Here is a 16,274-nt window from a genome sequence, read left to right on the forward strand (position 1 = left end):
GAACGCCACTGACTCAGCTCAGTCGCGCTTCATCGCAGCCGCCACGAATCCACCGACACCCCAGGCAACAACGATGATGCCGACGGAACCGAGGAATGCTTGCCAACGCCAGTTTTGATCCGGAGCAACCGGGAGTTGAGGCTGGTTCAACATCACAACAAACTTCAGTTGACGCTGGCTTTCACGACGGCTGTTATCAGCGGCCAAACGAGCCGCCAACAGGGAGTTGGACGCGAACTCCACATCGGAGCGCAGTGAGGTTGCTTCAGACGCAAGACGATTCAAATCACGGCCCGTTTCACTGACGGCTTTTTGACGTTCTTCACTAATTTGACGCTCCAATTCACTCACTTGGTCGGCAATGAAAGCGACTTCAGGAGCATCGGGGTCACGGTACTGACGCCGGAGGGTGGCTTCTTCAACCTTCAAATCAACCAGCCTGGATTCAAGCTGCGAAATAAACGAGCTCGTCGCCTCCTGTTCTGTTTCTGGATTCAACTGACCATATTGATCCTGGAAACTCTCAAGTTTCTTTGTTGCCGCACGCAACTTATCCTCAGCAAGCTTAACTTCTTTCTGGGCAAAGAGATTTTGATCAGAACTAATCGACTGATTAACCTCGTTAACAAAGCGACGAGATTGCAGCAGTAGCGACTGATTCAGCTCGAGCGCTTGCGTTGGAGTGAAGCCTGAGGTCTTGACAATCACCGAACCACTTAAAGGTTGCGGTGCGACATTGAGCTGCCTGCGATAGAAATCGACCTGGGCTGGCTGAGAACTGCCAGCGGGTAAACCGCTGAACAGGTCCGGGAATGAAGGTCGGTAGAGGGTTTCTAAGCTGGATGTCTCTGGATAAAGACGATTTTTGACGTCTGCTGATCCGAGATACACCTGGAGATATTGGCCATCCACGAGCGAAGTCAGCACCTGGGGAGCCGCCGCGGCACCACCCAGAACCGACGATGAAGAGGTGTTCAACGGGATCGCCTGCTGAATCACAAATTCAGACACCGCCGTGTAGCGGTCCCGTCCGATCGCAAAGCAGTACAGGGCCGAGGAGGCGAGAAACAACGACACCAACACCCTGGGCTGGGCCAATGTCCTCAGGCGGCTGCGCCAGTCCTGCTCGGCAAATCGTGTCGCGTAAGCCAACACAGGTGTCGGCACTGCATTCCAAGGTGATGCTGTGGCGGTTGTGCTCGACTGAGATTTGAAGGGCTGGTTGGCCATGGGGTTACAGATAACGGGAACGGCGGCGACTGAATCCTGGGGTCAGAGCTCAGTCATCGTTGGACTCGAGCAACAACGATTCGTTCGTCCGATACAGGATCAAAGAAAATGCAAACGTGACTATAGAACAAGTTGCCAAATAATTCAGGGAGATATCGGGGATGGGGTAGCTGTTGTTCATGGCATAGCGGAACAATTCAACTCCATGGAGAATTGGATTCCAGGTAATAAAAGGACGGGCATAGGCGGGAATTTCAAACGTCGCAAAGAAAATACCCGACGTAAAGATAATCACCCTTTGGATAACACGCTTAATCACGCGGACGAATGTTTTATTCAGCTTACCCAGAAAAACAACGCACAGGCCAAACCCAATGGCCATCAAAACAGTCAACAGGTAGGTCACAATCGCGAGCCCAGGACTGTCTAACCTGAAATCCCAAGTAAAATACCAAGTCAGGGCAAAAATCCCCAAAGACAACGTCGCCAGCGCACGCACATCATTGAGCGAAAGCCCCAGCAATATATCTAGAGGCCTCACCCTTGAATAATAAAGAGGCGACCTCAACTTCAATCCATTGACGGCCTTCAAAGCCACATTGCGAAACAGAAAAACAATGCAGAATCCCGTGGCCATAAAGATCACAATATTGAAATAGATATCCGTTGTTCCACCGGCCGCAAATCGATTGCTTCCCTTCAGGGAACTAAAGCCAACACGCATCAAGACGAAGAACATCATCATCTGCAGCGGCTGCACCAGCGATTCCCAGGAACCAATGGGGCTACCAGCAGCCTTTCGCCTTCTGTCGTACTCAGAGATTGCCAAAATAATATTGACTTGCTCTTGGAGCTTGTAGGCGATTCTTGAAAGTGAATTCATCATGTCAGTCGGTCAAAGAATGTCGTCTTGATCATCTGTCTCGCGATCTGAGTTCTGCAGATTAAGCCCCTGAAGCAACGACTCATCACTGTCTTCAGCATCGCCCTGACCCGGCACCTGATCAAACCTCAGCAAGGCCTCCTCGAGGGAGCCCATAAACAAGGGCTCACCCGCAGGACTCAAGACCAAGCCTCGATTACAAAACTGACGTAAAAACCTAGAATTACTGGATGTCGTCACCAAGGAGGCGCTCTCCGCCTGCTCAAAAAACAATTGACGAAGAACCTGACCAGGCTTGGACATCACAAACCTGGTCTTCGGAACAAGGTAAAGATCAAAATCAAACAGAAGTGACAATGCCGTGAAAAAGAAACTCTTCTGAGTGGAATTCAGATCACGCTGCACCGCCTGGGGCTCAATGCCCTGCTGAGACAACAGCAGCCAGAATGATTCCAAAGAGAAGCGATCACCCCGGAGACGATCTTGATAAAGCTGGCAGACAAATTCAACATTTTGAATGATTTTCAATTTGCTATCCAATCCCCCCTCTCCACCCAACGGCCAACCAATCACCCCACGGCGCACTTGACGTCCGGCGACGGCGGGAACCAGCCCAGACAGAACTCCAATCAACTGATAGCGAAGGTAGGAATTGGTGGTCATGACAGCAAGTCTCTCGCCAGGAGCAACATCCCAATTCCAGGCGACTTGGTTGACAACTTGATCGTCAGACTTATCCGCTCGGATGTAAAAATCGTCGAGGGAAATAATTGGCTGAGCTGGTTTCACTGGGGACATTTCAGCGCAACCCGAACTTCCGTGATGATTAAACATTCTATCACCACAATTTCGACGACATTTATTATCAAGACCTGATCATCCATCTGACAGATCTCGTCTTATCGCACCTGTTGTCGCGATGCCAGACCAGCCGCGCATCGCCCTCAACTGTCACCCGATGACGGGTGGGCGGCGATCCAGCGTTCAGCCGCTTGGACCAAACCATGGCGACAACGTTTTTCAAGCCGTGCAACCACCAGATCGAGGGCCCGTTCGCCCATCGGCCTGAGCAGCCGATCAGGAATGGGAAGCGCGCTGGCCACGCCATGGGTCTCTAACGCGAGCTCGGCTTCGGCCACCAACTGATCTCCCTGGGGCACGATCCGCGCCTCACAGGCGAAGTGCACCAGGGAGTCCAAAGCACCGAGTCCATGAATGGTGCAGCGCTCGAAGAGAATGGTTAGCCCGGATGCGCGATCCGCCCAGACCGCACGCACGGTCACCTCGGGCCTCACTCGAAACGACAACAACGCATAGGGCCTGGATTGGTACAGGAATCGGCCATCGCCACGATCCACGACCTTGCGCCGATTCAGCAACGCCCGCAGAGGGCGCTCGGGCGTGGAGAGATACGCCTCCAGCTGCGCTGCTGAAGCCCGCTGGATCGTCAACACACAGCGATGACAGCGTTGGACTCTCAACGGAGCGGTGCGAAGGATGTTGAGCGCGCAGAATCGCATGCGCGCCATCGAAGACGCCCCATGTTCTGGACCCCCTACGCCGACTGGATCTATGTGGTCGTCAGCCTCAGTGGCACCCTCGTGGTGATCTGGCTGGTGTTGCGACCGAACCAACGCTGACGCCACGCTGATATTGGATGATCGGGACAAGGCCCAAGCGCGAGCGATCAACAGCCGATGACCAGCCGTTCCTTCCGGATCGAACGCGACAGCCTGGGGCCTGTCGAGGTGGCCGACGATGCCCTCTGGGGAGCACAGACCCAGCGCTCATTGGAGAACTTTGCCATTGGCTCGGAACGGATTCCCCTTGAGCTGATCCATGCCCTCGCGCGGATCAAACGGGCCTGCGCCACGGTGAATGCAACGCAGGGTCTGCTGGATCCAGCGCTTGCCGAGCAGATCTGCAGCGCCGCCGATGCCATCGCCGCCGGAGACCACGACAGTCAATTCCCCTTGAAGGTTTGGCAGACGGGCAGTGGCACCCAGACCAACATGAACATCAACGAGGTGATCAGCAATCTGGTCTCTCTGCAGAGCCAGGAAGCCCTCGGCAGCCACCGTCCGGTGCATCCCAATGACCATGTCAACCGCTCACAGTCCACCAATGACGTGTTCCCCGCCGGGATCCACATCGCCGCGGCCCAACAGATCCACGCCGAGCTGCTGCCCTCTCTATCTGCTCTGATCCATGGATTGGACAGCAAGGCACAGGCCTGGATGTCGATCGTCAAGATCGGGCGAACCCACCTGCAGGATGCCGTTCCCTTGCGACTCGGGGATGAGGTGGCCGCCTGGCGAGACCAACTCCAGCAATGTCATGACTGGATCCACGCGAGCATGGACACCCTCACCGCTTTACCGCTCGGTGGAACGGCCGTGGGCACTGGATTAAACGCTCCCCCCGGCTTCGCATCCGCCGTCGCGAAGGATCTTCAGGCGCAAACGGGGCTCCCCTTCCGTCCCGCGGACAACCTCTTCGCGGTGATGGCCGGCCATGACGCGCTGGTTCACAGCATGGGACAACTGAGGCTGCTGGCCGTGGCCCTGCTGCGGATGGCCAATGACGTACGCCTGCTGGGATGCGGACCCAGGGCTGGCCTCGGTGAACTGTGTCTACCCGCCAACGAGCCCGGCAGCTCGATCATGCCCGGGAAAGTCAATCCGACCCAATGCGAAGCGATGGCGATGGTCTGCACCCAGGTGATCGGTCTGGATGCCGCCGTGGCGGCTGCGGGCGCAGGAGGACATCTCCAGATGAATGTCTTCAAACCCCTGATCGGATTCAACCTGCTGCAGAGCATCAAGCTTCTGAGCGATGCCAGCCGCAGTTTCCAGCGCAATCTGGTGGAGGGTCTGGAGCCCAACCACGACCAGATCAGCCGGCTGCTGGATTGCTCACTGATGTTGGTCACCGCCCTCACACCGACCATCGGCTACGAGAAAGCCAGTGCCATCGCCCAGCATGCGCATCAGCACGGGTTAACCCTTCGGGATGCGGCCCTGGCGCTGGGCCACATCAGCGGCGCCGACTTTGATCAGATCGTCAAGCCGCTGACGATGGCCACTCCCCAGCAACCCTGACGATTAGGCCGCCCGTTCGGTCGCTGGATTGGGTCCGGCCGCCCCTTTGAGCAAATCATCCAACTCGGCCACCGGGAAACGGTTGATCGCCTTCAAGGCCAGACGGGCCGTGGTCCGCAACTGTTCACTGATCGCCTCGCAGTAAGGCACCTGGGATAACAGGTCGACAGTGCGCCGCATGATCCGCACCACATCCCCCTCATCCAACGAGGTGTTGGCGATCAAATCCGCCCAGTCGGTGCCCTTCGCCCAGGCCTCAACGAGGCCCATCAGTTCCGGCTCCCACCAGGCCGGCACCACAACACCGGAGCGTTCCTGCGCGCGGAGCAGTTCCCTTCGGAGCCCAGACAAATCATGGAGCGCTTCCTCCGCCGCTGGGGGTGGCGGAAAACCACTCCAGAGATCGGGTCGGTTGACCTCTGTGCTGATCGCCTCAAAGACAGCGGCCAGATCAGGGGGGGACAACTCATCGAGATGGCCACTCATCAACGCCAAGCCAAGCCAAAGTTCGTTGTCTCCGCGGAGGGCCGCCACGGTGCGTCCAATCTCCGTGGGGTCAAGGTTGTTCAGACAACCGAACTGCTGAAGGATGTCCCGGAGGGCCAGAAAGGTTTTCCAGTGGCGGTTGGCCCGGTGCTGCAGCAGGTGCTGGCGCTCTTCAATTTCCATCTCCAGCTCCTCCATCCGCCGCCGGTGTTTCTTCAACTGTTTGCGGTCACCCCAGCGATGGGCGGGATGCTGATCCTGCTCCTGCTCGAGATCCCGCACCAGGTGAGCCTGGGTCAACACTTCGCCGGCGAGGTCGTATTGGGGGGTGACCATGTCATGGCGACGCGCCATGTGAGCCACCGCCAGGGCCAAACCTCCACTGGCCTGATCGCCATGGCGCATTTCCCCCGTGCGCTGCAGGTCGGGGCTGACGACCCCATCCACCTGCAAACAGCTCAGTTCGGCATGGAGGCTCACGACGGCCTGACAGGGCAAGAGGATCCAAAGGTTGTCGTCGGTGAGGCAGAGCAACAGCGGGAACTGACCCGGTCCATCCACCTTGTCCACAATCACCGCGGGGCTGACCCGTCCGCGCAGCTGCGGTGATTTCAGGCTCACCAGGGTTCCGGGACTGGCGAACTGCAGCGCCAGAGTGAGCTCGTTGGCCAGGGTTTCTTCCGCCTGCTGCTGGAGAATCCTCAGCAGACGACGCTCTTCTCGGAGGCGAGCCCGGAGCTTTTCATAGGCTTCAAAGTCCTCCCAGGGCACATCCCCCGCAACACCCTCGAGCTGACCGAGCTGCAATCGCAGTTGCGCCAGGGTGTCCTGTTCATCGACGAGGTCAAGGCTGGCCAGGTAGCGACCAAAACTCCGCTCCACCAGCTCGCGGGCCTTGGTCAAATCGTGACGTTGGAGCAGATTCAGCACCATCCCGTAACTGGGGGTGAACTGACTGACCAGAGGGTCCGCTGGGCTCGTGGCCAACTGACCGGCTTCACGGACACCTTCGAAGCGACTTTGCACGGTGACGACATAGCCCTGGGAATCCAGACCACGTCGTCCAGCCCGACCGGCCATCTGCAGAAATTCGCTCCCCATCAAAGGTCGATGGCCCCGCTCTGTCCGTTTCGACAACGAGGCAATCACCGTGCTGCGGGCGGGCATGTTGATGCCTGCGGCCAGGGTCTCCGTCGCGAAGACCACCTTCACCAGTCCTTGCTGGAACAGCTCCTCAATCAGCTCCTTCCAGGCCGGAAGAACTCCGGCGTGATGTGCCGCGATCCCCCTGAGCAGAGCATCGGCATGGATCCCCTCTCGCACCGCCTCAGGGTTCTCTCTGCTGTAGCGAGACAAGCGCTCGTGAATCCTGGCTTGCTCCTCCGCCGACACCAGGCATTGGGACCCCAGGTCCCGCACCGCCTTGTCGCAACCGCGTCGACTGAAGATGAAGTAAATCGCCGGCAACATGTCCCGCTCGGCCATCTGCGCGACCACGAAGCTGATCGGCGGTGGTTCCGGCTGAGGAGGTTTCGCCGAACGGCCCTTGCGCTTGTGCCCTTTCGGTGCGCGCCAGACCTTGCAATTGGGGTGAAGCCCCGTCCCCGCTTCATTCAGCAGCGGATGCAATCCTTTGGCACTGCAGAAGCTGAACTGGAGAGGAACGGGCCGGTAGTCACTCATCACGAGGGTGGTCGGCCCATGCACCTTGTCGATCCAGTCCGTGAGCTGACCGGCATTGGCGACGGTGGCCGACAACGCCACCAGCTGAACCGGCGGCGGACAGTGAATGATCGACTCCTCCCAGACGGTTCCGCGCTGGGAATCGTTCATGTAGTGGCACTCATCAAGGACCACGGCCTCCACATCCGCCAGGGGATCGTCCGGCTGATCCGCCTCGGCGTAGAGCATGTTTCGGAAGATCTCCGTGGTCATCACCACGATCGAAGCCTCCCTGTTCACGCTGAGGTCACCGGTCATCAAGCCAACGTTGTCGTCCCCGAACTGCTCACGGAAATCCCGCAGTTTCTGGTTCGACAACGCCTTGAGCGGCGTGGTGTAAAAAACTTTCTGGCCGTGGGCCAGAGCCCGCTGAATGGCGTATTCACCGACCAGCGTTTTGCCGGATCCGGTCGGGGCACTCACGACCACGGAGTGACCCTGATTCAGGGCATCGATGGCCTCAAGCTGAAAATCATCCAGCGGGAAGGGAAAGATCTCAGCTGGATCAAGGCTGGTTGCGACGGGTGCATCCTCGGACGGTTGGGCTGAAGACACCGACGATGCTTGCTTCATTTAGAAATCCTAAGGACGCCGGCCTGGGCCGCGATCGTGACGCGGGAGTGATAAGCCAGAGCGATTGAGCCCATCACCAGTCGCTATCGCGCTTGACGAACCCAAGCAAATCTTCATATTTTGTTTACAGAGAATGCTCGAGCTCTGACGCCCGTCAGGGCTTTTTTTTGCGAATCAATCGGATCGCGGCTTCAGTGATGACAGCACCGGTGCACCGATGCCATGACGTAGAGAGCACGCCAAGTCTTCGATGACCACCGGCAACCTGCTCAGAACGCTTCCTTCAAATGAAACGTTGATCGATGCGTTACGCGGTTGCCGCAGCGCCGAAGAACTTCTCAGGCTGGAACAACGCCTTGCGGAATGTCCTGACGCGAAACCGCTGTTTGACTGGGTCTGCACGCTCCTCGTGGAACGACAGGTCTCCAGAGGGCTAGCGGCCCGTCTGCTCAGTCAGATGCATTACGGCCGAGCCGAAGCCTGATCCGATCGGCCTTGACGCCAGACCCCAGCCAAGGCACTGCCAATGATGCAGTGCACCACCGCTGAAATCGCTCCGGGCAACGCGGTGAGCGGGCTGCTGAAGCCACTCCGTGCCAACACCACCGCAAGACCCGAGTTCTGCATTCCCACTTCCAAACTGATCGTGCGACGCGTTGCCGCCGATTCACCCAGAGCCCGGGGAATCAGCCAACCCAGCAAGAAGCCACCGGTATGGAGGAGAACACAGGCGATCACGAGTGTGATGCCCTGATCAAGCAACACATCCCTTTGGCTGCCGACGATGCTGGACACGATCAGCACAATCGCGATCACCGCCAACGGCGGCATGATCGGCTCCATCCGGCTGGCCACGCGGGGCGTCCCCTGCTTCAACAGCACCCCAACACTCACCGGAACAACGACGACCTGCAGCACCTTCAGCAGCAGGGCAACACCATCCACCGGCACGTACTGACTGGCCAGGGTTTCCGTAAGCCGAGGCGTCAGCACCACCGCCAGGGACGTACTGACCATGGTCATCACCACCGAGAGGGCCACATCAGCCCGGGCAATCAACGCCACAACATTGCTGGCGGTCCCGCCGGGACAGCACCCCACCAGGATCAACCCCACCGCCAAGGGAGCCGGCAACTGCAGCAGCAGCGCCAGGCCCGCCGCCAGAAATGGCATCACCAGGAACTGCGACAGGGCTCCGATCACCACGGGACGCGGATGCTGTCCCACGCGCAGGAAATCCTGCGGGGTCAAGCCGAGGCCCATCCCCAGCATGATCACGCCGAGTCCGACGGTGATCCACAGGCCCTGAAACCAGGTGAACAGTCCAGGCCAAACCAATGACAGGCCAGCACCCAGCACAGTCCAAAGCGGAAACAGCAGCGTGAAGCGCTCCCAGGACATGCCGAGTCAGCCGTAGGTGCCCCCATCCTGAGGCGTCGGCCATTCCAGACTGTGGTCATGCCTGATGTTCCCGCCACCCGACGTCGACAGCTGCGCACCTGGCGACGGGGTGCGCAGCCATGGCTCCTGGAGGCGCCGCAGGCGGAACATCCCCTGCTCGATCTGGCCAGCAACGATTACCTGGGCCTCAGCCGTGACCCACAGGTGCTTGAGGCCGCAGCTCGGGAACTGCGGGACCAGGGACTCGGCTCCGGCGGTTCAAGATTGGTCACCGGCAGCCGTCCCAGCCACGCCGCCTTGGAAGAGGCCCTGGCGGCTTGGCTCCTGCGCGATCGAGTGCTGCTTTATCCCAGTGGATTTCAAGCCAACATCGCAGCCCTCAGCGCACTGGCCGACCGCCACACCACGGTGATTGCCGACCGGCTGATTCACCACTCCCTGCTGGTGGGCATCCGCGCCTGTGGAGCCCGTCTGGTGCGCTACCGCCACAACGACATCAACGACCTTTCCCGACGTGTGAGCCAAGCACCACCACCGGTTGTGGTGGTGACCGAAAGCTTGTTCAGCATGGAGGGAACCAGCCCTGATCTCGACGCGATCGCCGGATGCTGCGCCGAACATGGCGCCGCTCTTCTGGTGGATGAAGCCCATGCACTCGGGGTTCTCGGCCACCAAGGACGCGGACTGTGCCATGGACTTCAAGCCCCAGTGACCTTGATCAGTGGCACCTTCGGCAAGGCCTTCGGCAGTGGCGGAGCCTTCCTTGCCGGAGACGGAGCGATCGGCGAGCAACTCCTGCAAACCAGTGGAGCCTTCCGTTACACCACAGCCTTGGCTCCTCCACTCGCCGCCGGGGCCCTGGAAGCCCTACGGCTGATGGAGAGCCATCCAGGCTGGGGACCAGAGCTGATCGCCCGGGCCGGGCGATGGCGGGACAGCCTGGTTCATGCAGGCTGGCCTCGCCCCCTGGGCCTGGGCCCAGTGCTGCCGCTGGTGCTGGGAGCGGATCAGGCGGCGCTGGATCGCCAGCAAGCGTTAGAACGCAAGGGCCTGTTGACCGTCGCCATCCGACCGCCCACCGTGCCTGAGGGCTCCGCGCGGCTCCGGCTGGTGCTGCGTCGGGACGTCCCAGCCGGCACAGCCGCGCGTCTGACCGAAGCGCTGGGGCCACGATGAAGCAGGTGATTGCGATGCATGGCTGGGCCGGTTCGTCGGCCACCTGGAACCACTGGCAGTCCGTGCTGGAGTCGAACGGCTGGTGCTGGAGCAATGGCGACCGTGGCTATGACGGCTCTCCCCCCCACGATCCGAGCTGGTCGACGCACGCTGATCGACGTGTTCTGATCGCCCATTCCATGGGCTGGCATCTGGTTTCGGAGAGCACCTTGGCCCAGGCCGACGAGCTCGTTCTCCTCGCCAGCTTCGGACGGTTCGTGCCTGATGGTCGTGCGGGGCGACGCCTGATCACCGGTCTGGAGGGAATGACAAGACGATTGGAAGAGGGGGATGGGATCGCCATGCTCGAACGCTTCTTCGCCCAGGTGGCGCATCCCTATGCGGCCTCTGCCTTACCACCGAGCAAGCTGATCCTTGACGGACTCAGTCCCGCCGGACGCGATCGCTTGGAGGCAGACCTCCGACATCTGGCGGCAACCCAGGGCCTGCCCCCCGGACGGCCCGATCAAGCTCGGATCCTGTTGGTTCAAGGGGGGGCCGATGCTGTGGTGACCGCAGAGACGCATCAATCCCTGGTGCAGGATCTCCACAATCACGGTTACGGCGACATCAGCCATTGCAACGATCCAGGCTGGGGTCACGCGGTGGTCACGCCCCCCGTCCTGAGCCGAGTCATGGCGTGGTTGGACCAGGACGCATGACGCGTTCCTGGAGCGACCGGGTTCTGCACTGCTTCAGTGCCAAGGCTGCGGACTACAACCGCTGCGTGAGCCTGCAGCGTGCAATGGCCGCACGCCTGGCGGAACACATCCGTCGGACGCAGGTCCCCAAGGGAGCGTGGCTGGATCTGGGCAGCGGCAGTGGCTTGCTCGCCGATGCCATCGAGCAACGGCAGCCGGACCAAACGGTGCTGCGCGTTGATGGCAGTGTTGCGATGCTTCGCCAGCAGGCCGAGCACTCTGCAACGCTCCATCACGATCTCGCGCGGGGCCTACCGCCGCTCCCAGCGCCTCCCTCCTTGCTGGCCTCGAGTTTCTGCCTGCATTGGTTGGCATCACCGGCACAGCATCTGCAGCAGTGGTGCCAGGCCCTCGCACCCGATGGCGTTCTTGCCTTGGCGGTGCCGATTGCCGGGAGCTTTCCGCAGTGGCAGTCCGCCGCAGCCACAGCATCAGTCCCCTACACCGCACTGGCGTTCCCGACCGCCGATGAGCTCCATGACGCCGTGGCCGACCATCGCGTTCTGGTCGATCAGCAGTTGCGCTTTACCCAGAGCAGTCGTGAGGCCTCCCAGTTGCTGAGGGCATTCGCAGACATTGGTGCCGAAGCCACGCAGCACGACCCGTTAAACGGAGGAGCCATGCGACGGTTACTGCGGGCCTGGCCAAGAAACGGTGTGACGGCCGACGTCAGCCTGACCTGGTCCCTGCAACTCCTGCTGGTGCGTCGATGAGGTCAAGGATCGGTCCTCTGGTGGTCTGTGGGACGGACACCGATGTCGGCAAGACAGTGGTAAGTGCCTGGCTCGTGCAGGGACTGAAGGCCAACTACTGGAAGCCGGTTCAAAGCGGTCTCGAGGGGGGCGGTGACCGCGGGCGCGTCCAGCAGCTGCTCGACTTGCCAGCCGACCGTGTTGTGCCGGAGGCCTATGCCTTCCAGCAACCGGTGTCGCCGCACTGGGCGGCGGAACTCGATGGCCTTCCCCTGGAGCCCGAACGCCTCCGGCTGCCACCCTCGAGCGAGCCATTGATCGTGGAGACCGCTGGTGGCTTGATGGTGCCGCTGACACGGGGCTGGCTCCAGATCGATCAACTGCAGCATTGGGGCTGCCCGATCGTTCTGGTGGCGCGCAGTGGTTTAGGGACCTTGAATCACACGCTGCTCAGCCTCGAAGCCTTGAAGCATCGTGATCTGGACGTGCTTGGGCTGATTCTCAACGGCCCCCCCCATGCCGACAATCCCAACACGCTGGAACAGTTCGGCAGCGTCCCCGTGATCGCGCATTTACCGCCTTTGTCGCCGCTGAATGCCCAGCAGCTCGAACAGCAGTGGATCCAGCAGAATCTCAGCAGCGTGTTCGCGCAGCTCCTGGCCGATCGACGGGAATGAAACACCAACAAGCCCTGGTCTCGTTGCTTGTCGCGGTGTTGTGCAGTGCCGTGTTGGTGCTCTTCACGGATGTCGAACAGGATTTCAACGACCAGTTGCGTCGCTTCCGTCAGCCGGGAATTGAGCGACGGGGGCAGCTCCCCAGGCGAATTGACGCGTGATGGAGGGCAATCGCCAGGGGCCACCCCTGACGAAGCTCTTCATGGATCTGATCGAGATGGGGCGTGGACCAGCCCTGCATTTCAAGCGCTCCGCGAATGGAAGACCAGCCTCCTTCCGCGAACACATCGACCGATCGTGTCCTGAGGTCATCGAAGCGATTGATCGCTCGGGCTGGAGCGACGAATCGATTGGACAGCCTGCGGGTACGGATAGTGGCCATGGGACCTCTCACCACACTCCTTCAATATGGCAAAAGCTGCGTGGGAGACCATGGCGTCATTCGAGGCCCGGTCCCGCCACCCCAACCTTTGGCCCCCGTTCACTCAGTTGGCCACAGCTGCGTTGCCCCAACGCATCGTTTCAGGGAAGGGCTCCTTGCTGTACCGAGAGCATGGAGAACCACTCATCGATGCGATCAGCAGCTGGTGGGTGACCTTGCACGGCCACGGGCACCCCGTGATGGCTGCAGCCATCGCCGAGCAGGCCCATCGGCTGGAGCAGGTGATCTTTGCGGACTTCACCCATGAGCCCGCCGAACGATTGGGCGAACGGCTGAGCGTGATCACGGGGCTGGAACGTCTGTTTTTTTCAGACAACGGCTCCACGGCAGTGGAAGTGGCCCTCAAGATTGCGTGCCAGTGGTGGCACAACCAAGGCCAGCCAAGGCAGCAGATCATTGCCTTCGACGGGGCCTATCACGGCGACACCTTCGGTGCGATGGCCGTCGGAGAGCGCAATCTGTTCAGTGAGCCCTTTGAGCAGAAGTTGTTCCCCGTCGCACGTGTGCCTTGGCCCAGCACCTGGTGGGGGGATGAAGCCGTCGTGGAGAAGGAAGACGCTGCCCTCCAGGTGCTGGATCAACTGCTGGAAACACCAACTGCAGCCGTCATTCTCGAACCATTGCTCCAGGGTGCGGGCGGCATGGCCATGGTGCGACCTGAATTCGTCCGAGCTGTCGCCCAGCGTGTCCAGGACAGCAACGTCCTGCTGATCGCCGATGAAGTTCTGACCGGTTTTGGCCGCACCGGTGATTGGTTTGCCTGTCATCGAGCCGGAATTCAACCGGACCTGATGGCCCTATCCAAGGGGCTAACGGGTGGTTGCCTGCCCATGGGGGTGACCATGGCCAGTGAACGCATTTTTCAGGGCTTCGTTGGTCAGGATCCCGCTCTGACGCTTTGGCATGGACACAGTTTCACCGCCAATCCACTTGGCTGTGCGGCAGCGAACGCCAGTCTTGATCTGCTGGAGGCAAACCCAGAAGCCTTCCGTGGGTTTGAGCAGCGCCACAAGCAGCACCTGCAGCGGCTGCTCAATCACCCGAGAGTGGGACGGATTCGCCTCACGGGAACCGTCGCCGCCTTCGACCTCAACGTTGAGGGCACAGCGGGGTATCTCAACCCTGCGGGACCAACGGTGAAGCGCATTGCCATGGAGCATGGGGTGTTCCTGAGACCGCTCGGCCAGGTGGTTTATCTGCTGCCACCGCTGAGCACCAGCGATCAACAGCTGGAGCAGTGCTACGGGGCCATTGAAGCCGCGTTAGCCAAGCTCTAATCCGAGGGTCCGTGGGGTCAGGGGCCCGCATTGATTGCGGCCTCCACGTCCTTGCGACTCAATCCGTAGGGAAGAGAACAGCGCTGTTCGCCGGTGGCCTCAGTGCCCCAGACCACCACCAGATCTTCCTGTTCGAGCAGAAGGTCTGCGCTCCAGTTCGCCCGCACAAGCCGCCACAAACATGGATTTCCTTCCACCACCGTGGCACCCAACTGCGTCAGCCAGGCCTCAAGGGCGCGAATCGAATGTTGATTCAGAGGGGTTTCTGCTGTCGGTAACTCGGCCATCCACGGAATCCCCACTGGTTTGAGTCTGATCACTCGTCAACCAGACCGGTGCCACTTGCCATTGCCTGCCCTGAAGGGCGGCCAAACCGAGTCCGAAGATCAGGCAAAGCAGCAGTGCCCCAGCGAGCAGCACGAGAGCGAACCACTCACCACCGGATAGGGCACGACGTTCTCCAATTCCCTTCCAGGACGTGGACATCAACGGTTCAGCCGGGGCGATCTCGGCTGTGGAGCTCTGGCGTTGAGCGTCGTAACGACGCCGCTGCTCAGGGTCCGCAAGAACGTCATAGGCCTCGCACAACTGCTGGAATTCCCGTGCCGCTTGGTCGACCGGCAAGTGGGTCGTATCGGGATGAAGCGCCTTGCTACGCCGCCGAAACGCCTGACGCAACGCTTCTGCGTTGGCAGAGGACTCAACCCCCAGTCGCTGGTAGTGGCTCACGCGAAGGGGTGGACAGCAGATCTGCGAAAATCGAGTTTAGGGAGAGAGGACTCCGGTTGATGCCCAATGCAACCTTGCCGGATCACAGCTTCTGGCAGGCGCTCGGATGGGACCCCACAGAGGCACAGAGACTGCAACTGATCGAATTACAAAACAGTTTGCGGCAATGGAACAGCAAGGTGAATTTGACCCGACTGGTGGAAGACAAGGATTTCTGGATTAACCAGGTCTTCGACAGTCTTTGGCCATTGCAGGACGAATTGCGAACCGCGGATCAACCAAGACGCTGCATTGATGTCGGCACCGGCGGTGGATTTCCAGGCCTGGCAGCCGCCATTGCCCTGCCCAACAGCCACTTCACATTGGTCGATTCGGTTGGACGCAAAACATCAGCGGTTCAGGCGATGGCATCCGAGCTGGGACTATCGGAGCGGATCACCGTACGGACGGAACGCATTGAGGAAACCGGACAGCTCAAACAGTGCCGCGGAAAATATGATTTAGCGATGGCAAGAGCCGTGGCAACAGCCCCTGTTGTTGCCGAATATCTTGTCCCCCTGATCAATGAATCAGGCCATGCTCTGCTCTATCGCGGGCACTGGGACGATGAACAACAAAAGGACTTAACCAGGGCAGCCAAAATCCTCAAAACCCAGATTTCAGAGATCCAGAAGACGGAACTTCCCGATGAGCGAGGGATCCGCCACGTGATCAGACTCAAACCAACGGCACCCTGCCCAAAAGCCTATCCACGCGCCGTTGGCATTCCAAGCAAAGTTCCGCTGCCATGAGGAAGTTGTTTGGCAAGAGGGCACAAAAAAACCACCTCTTCGCAGAGGTGGTTTCTTCGTTCAATGGAGCAGTGCTGTCTTCAGACGGCAGCTGTTCCGTTGATGATTTGAAAATGTTTTACCTGGCACCGAGCTATTTTCTCAGGGGGCTACCCCCCAAATATCGTCGCCGCTGATGCGTTTCACACCCGAGTTCGGGATGGATCGAAGTGGGTCCACACCGCCATGGGCACCAGGATAGATAACATTCTCAAGGGTGTGAACCCTGAGAACTGCATAGGTTTCTCAGCTTTCGCTAAACGTCTGGATTAAACAAAGTGTTGTTCTTCAGGCAAGAACCAAAATGTTGGTCAA

General features: G+C 59.8%; 18 protein-coding genes and 1 rRNA gene. 9 read left to right on the top strand and 10 right to left on the bottom strand.

Annotated features, from left to right (window positions below; genetic code table 11):
- Nucleotides 1–18: 18 nt before the first annotated feature.
- From ACGVKB_RS00770 to ACGVKB_RS00785, 4 genes are all read right to left on the bottom strand, one after another.
- The gene (locus ACGVKB_RS00770) at nucleotides 19–1,071 is read right to left on the bottom strand and encodes a sugar ABC transporter (protein ID WP_392349358.1); all 1,053 of its coding nucleotides are present in this window, start codon (nucleotides 1,069–1,071) and stop codon (nucleotides 19–21) included.
- 208 nt (nucleotides 1,072–1,279) lie between these two features.
- Nucleotides 1,280–2,113 (bottom strand): ABC transporter permease, encoded by an 834-nt coding sequence (locus ACGVKB_RS00775; protein WP_392349359.1) that lies wholly within the window; start codon nucleotides 2,111–2,113, stop codon nucleotides 1,280–1,282.
- 12 nt (nucleotides 2,114–2,125) lie between these two features.
- Entirely contained in the window at nucleotides 2,126–2,902 is a 777-nt protein-coding gene (locus ACGVKB_RS00780) for a hypothetical protein (RefSeq protein WP_392349360.1), read from the bottom strand.
- A gap of 155 nt (nucleotides 2,903–3,057) precedes the next feature.
- The gene (locus ACGVKB_RS00785) at nucleotides 3,058–3,633 is read right to left on the bottom strand and encodes a DUF1997 domain-containing protein (protein ID WP_392349361.1); all 576 of its coding nucleotides are present in this window, start codon (nucleotides 3,631–3,633) and stop codon (nucleotides 3,058–3,060) included.
- Nucleotides 3,634–3,654: 21 nt separating this feature from the next.
- Here ACGVKB_RS00785 and ACGVKB_RS00790 point away from each other — a divergent pair, with 21 nt between their 5' ends.
- Nucleotides 3,655–3,753 carry an adenylosuccinate lyase gene (locus ACGVKB_RS00790; protein ID WP_392349362.1) on the top strand — a complete coding sequence of 33 codons (99 nt, stop codon included), beginning with the start codon at nucleotides 3,655–3,657 and terminating at the stop codon, nucleotides 3,751–3,753.
- A gap of 57 nt (nucleotides 3,754–3,810) precedes the next feature.
- Entirely contained in the window at nucleotides 3,811–5,214 is a 1,404-nt protein-coding gene (locus ACGVKB_RS00795) for a class II fumarate hydratase (RefSeq protein WP_392349363.1), read from the top strand.
- Nucleotides 5,215–5,217: 3 nt separating this feature from the next.
- On the opposite strand, the gene ACGVKB_RS00800 is transcribed toward ACGVKB_RS00795, so the two are convergent.
- On the bottom strand, nucleotides 5,218–7,995 hold the full coding sequence (locus tag ACGVKB_RS00800; RefSeq protein ID WP_392349364.1) for a DEAD/DEAH box helicase: 2,778 nt from the start codon (nucleotides 7,993–7,995) through the stop codon (nucleotides 5,218–5,220).
- Between the two features lie 250 nt (nucleotides 7,996–8,245).
- On the opposite strand from ACGVKB_RS00800, the gene ACGVKB_RS00805 reads away from it, so the two are divergent.
- Complete coding sequence (locus ACGVKB_RS00805; protein WP_392349365.1) at nucleotides 8,246–8,479, top strand: hypothetical protein; 234 nt, start codon at nucleotides 8,246–8,248, stop codon at nucleotides 8,477–8,479.
- On the opposite strand, the gene ACGVKB_RS00810 is transcribed toward ACGVKB_RS00805, so the two are convergent.
- A complete protein-coding gene (locus ACGVKB_RS00810) occupies nucleotides 8,458–9,396 on the bottom strand; it encodes a bile acid:sodium symporter family protein (RefSeq protein WP_392349366.1) in 939 nt (312 codons plus the stop codon). The genes ACGVKB_RS00805 and ACGVKB_RS00810 overlap by 22 nt on opposite strands.
- A gap of 57 nt (nucleotides 9,397–9,453) precedes the next feature.
- Here ACGVKB_RS00810 and ACGVKB_RS00815 point away from each other — a divergent pair, with 57 nt between their 5' ends.
- From ACGVKB_RS00815 to bioD, 4 genes are read left to right on the top strand one after another with little or no spacing between them, the layout of a single operon-like run.
- Nucleotides 9,454–10,572, top strand: coding sequence for an aminotransferase class I/II-fold pyridoxal phosphate-dependent enzyme (locus tag ACGVKB_RS00815; protein ID WP_392349367.1), 1,119 nt, complete (start codon nucleotides 9,454–9,456; stop codon nucleotides 10,570–10,572).
- Nucleotides 10,569–11,273, top strand: coding sequence for an alpha/beta hydrolase (locus ACGVKB_RS00820; RefSeq protein WP_392349368.1), 705 nt, complete (start codon nucleotides 10,569–10,571; stop codon nucleotides 11,271–11,273). The genes ACGVKB_RS00815 and ACGVKB_RS00820 overlap by 4 nt, the downstream gene beginning before the upstream one ends.
- Nucleotides 11,270–12,025 (top strand): methyltransferase domain-containing protein, encoded by a 756-nt coding sequence (locus tag ACGVKB_RS00825; protein WP_392349369.1) that lies wholly within the window; start codon nucleotides 11,270–11,272, stop codon nucleotides 12,023–12,025. The genes ACGVKB_RS00820 and ACGVKB_RS00825 overlap by 4 nt, the downstream gene beginning before the upstream one ends.
- Entirely contained in the window at nucleotides 12,022–12,681 is a 660-nt protein-coding gene (gene bioD / locus ACGVKB_RS00830; RefSeq protein ID WP_392349370.1) for a dethiobiotin synthase, read from the top strand. The genes ACGVKB_RS00825 and bioD overlap by 4 nt, the downstream gene beginning before the upstream one ends.
- A gap of 109 nt (nucleotides 12,682–12,790) precedes the next feature.
- Here the strand turns inward: bioD and ACGVKB_RS00835 are convergent, their stop codons facing one another.
- Nucleotides 12,791–13,063: a hypothetical protein gene (locus tag ACGVKB_RS00835; protein WP_392349371.1), complete on the bottom strand. Its 273-nt coding sequence runs from the start codon at nucleotides 13,061–13,063 to the stop codon at nucleotides 12,791–12,793.
- A gap of 50 nt (nucleotides 13,064–13,113) precedes the next feature.
- Here ACGVKB_RS00835 and bioA point away from each other — a divergent pair, with 50 nt between their 5' ends.
- Complete coding sequence (gene bioA / locus ACGVKB_RS00840; RefSeq protein ID WP_392349372.1) at nucleotides 13,114–14,400, top strand: adenosylmethionine--8-amino-7-oxononanoate transaminase; 1,287 nt, start codon at nucleotides 13,114–13,116, stop codon at nucleotides 14,398–14,400.
- 17 nt (nucleotides 14,401–14,417) lie between these two features.
- Here bioA and ACGVKB_RS00845 read toward each other — a convergent pair whose 3' ends face one another.
- The gene (locus tag ACGVKB_RS00845) at nucleotides 14,418–14,687 is read right to left on the bottom strand and encodes a DUF3143 domain-containing protein (protein WP_392349373.1); all 270 of its coding nucleotides are present in this window, start codon (nucleotides 14,685–14,687) and stop codon (nucleotides 14,418–14,420) included.
- On the bottom strand, nucleotides 14,629–15,129 hold the full coding sequence (locus tag ACGVKB_RS00850) for a J domain-containing protein (protein ID WP_392349374.1): 501 nt from the start codon (nucleotides 15,127–15,129) through the stop codon (nucleotides 14,629–14,631). Before ACGVKB_RS00850 ends, ACGVKB_RS00845 begins: the two co-directional genes overlap by 59 nt.
- Before the next feature lie 59 nt (nucleotides 15,130–15,188).
- Here ACGVKB_RS00850 and rsmG point away from each other — a divergent pair, with 59 nt between their 5' ends.
- Entirely contained in the window at nucleotides 15,189–15,920 is a 732-nt protein-coding gene (gene rsmG / locus ACGVKB_RS00855) for a 16S rRNA (guanine(527)-N(7))-methyltransferase RsmG (RefSeq protein ID WP_392349375.1), read from the top strand.
- A 120-nt stretch (nucleotides 15,921–16,040) separates the two neighbouring features.
- Here rsmG and rrf read toward each other — a convergent pair.
- Nucleotides 16,041–16,157 (bottom strand): 5S ribosomal RNA (gene rrf, locus ACGVKB_RS00860).
- Nucleotides 16,158–16,274 lie beyond the last annotated feature (117 nt).

It is taken from the genome of Parasynechococcus sp. (assembly GCF_042954325.1).
Taxonomy (GTDB): domain Bacteria; phylum Cyanobacteriota; class Cyanobacteriia; order PCC-6307; family Cyanobiaceae; genus Parasynechococcus.

Excerpts from the sequence above, each read along its gene's own strand:
- ACGVKB_RS00775 (WP_392349359.1), bottom strand. The coding sequence starts at position 2,113 with ATGAATTCACTTTCAAGAATCGCCTACAAGCTCCAAGAGCAAGTCAAT.
- ACGVKB_RS00785 (WP_392349361.1), bottom strand. The coding sequence starts at position 3,633 with ATGCGATTCTGCGCGCTCAACATCCTTCGCACCGCTCCGTTGAGAGTC.
- ACGVKB_RS00790 (WP_392349362.1), top strand. The coding sequence starts at position 3,655 with ATGTTCTGGACCCCCTACGCCGACTGGATCTATGTGGTCGTCAGCCTC.
- ACGVKB_RS00795 (WP_392349363.1), top strand. The coding sequence starts at position 3,811 with ATGACCAGCCGTTCCTTCCGGATCGAACGCGACAGCCTGGGGCCTGTC.
- ACGVKB_RS00800 (WP_392349364.1), bottom strand. The coding sequence starts at position 7,995 with ATGAAGCAAGCATCGTCGGTGTCTTCAGCCCAACCGTCCGAGGATGCA.
- ACGVKB_RS00805 (WP_392349365.1), top strand. The coding sequence starts at position 8,246 with ATGACCACCGGCAACCTGCTCAGAACGCTTCCTTCAAATGAAACGTTG.
- ACGVKB_RS00810 (WP_392349366.1), bottom strand. The coding sequence starts at position 9,396 with ATGTCCTGGGAGCGCTTCACGCTGCTGTTTCCGCTTTGGACTGTGCTG.
- ACGVKB_RS00815 (WP_392349367.1), top strand. The coding sequence starts at position 9,454 with ATGCCTGATGTTCCCGCCACCCGACGTCGACAGCTGCGCACCTGGCGA.
- ACGVKB_RS00820 (WP_392349368.1), top strand. The coding sequence starts at position 10,569 with ATGAAGCAGGTGATTGCGATGCATGGCTGGGCCGGTTCGTCGGCCACC.
- ACGVKB_RS00825 (WP_392349369.1), top strand. The coding sequence starts at position 11,270 with ATGACGCGTTCCTGGAGCGACCGGGTTCTGCACTGCTTCAGTGCCAAG.
- bioD (WP_392349370.1), top strand. The coding sequence starts at position 12,022 with ATGAGGTCAAGGATCGGTCCTCTGGTGGTCTGTGGGACGGACACCGAT.
- ACGVKB_RS00835 (WP_392349371.1), bottom strand. The coding sequence starts at position 13,063 with ATGGCCACTATCCGTACCCGCAGGCTGTCCAATCGATTCGTCGCTCCA.
- bioA (WP_392349372.1), top strand. The coding sequence starts at position 13,114 with ATGGCGTCATTCGAGGCCCGGTCCCGCCACCCCAACCTTTGGCCCCCG.
- ACGVKB_RS00845 (WP_392349373.1), bottom strand. The coding sequence starts at position 14,687 with ATGGCCGAGTTACCGACAGCAGAAACCCCTCTGAATCAACATTCGATT.
- rsmG (WP_392349375.1), top strand. The coding sequence starts at position 15,189 with ATGCCCAATGCAACCTTGCCGGATCACAGCTTCTGGCAGGCGCTCGGA.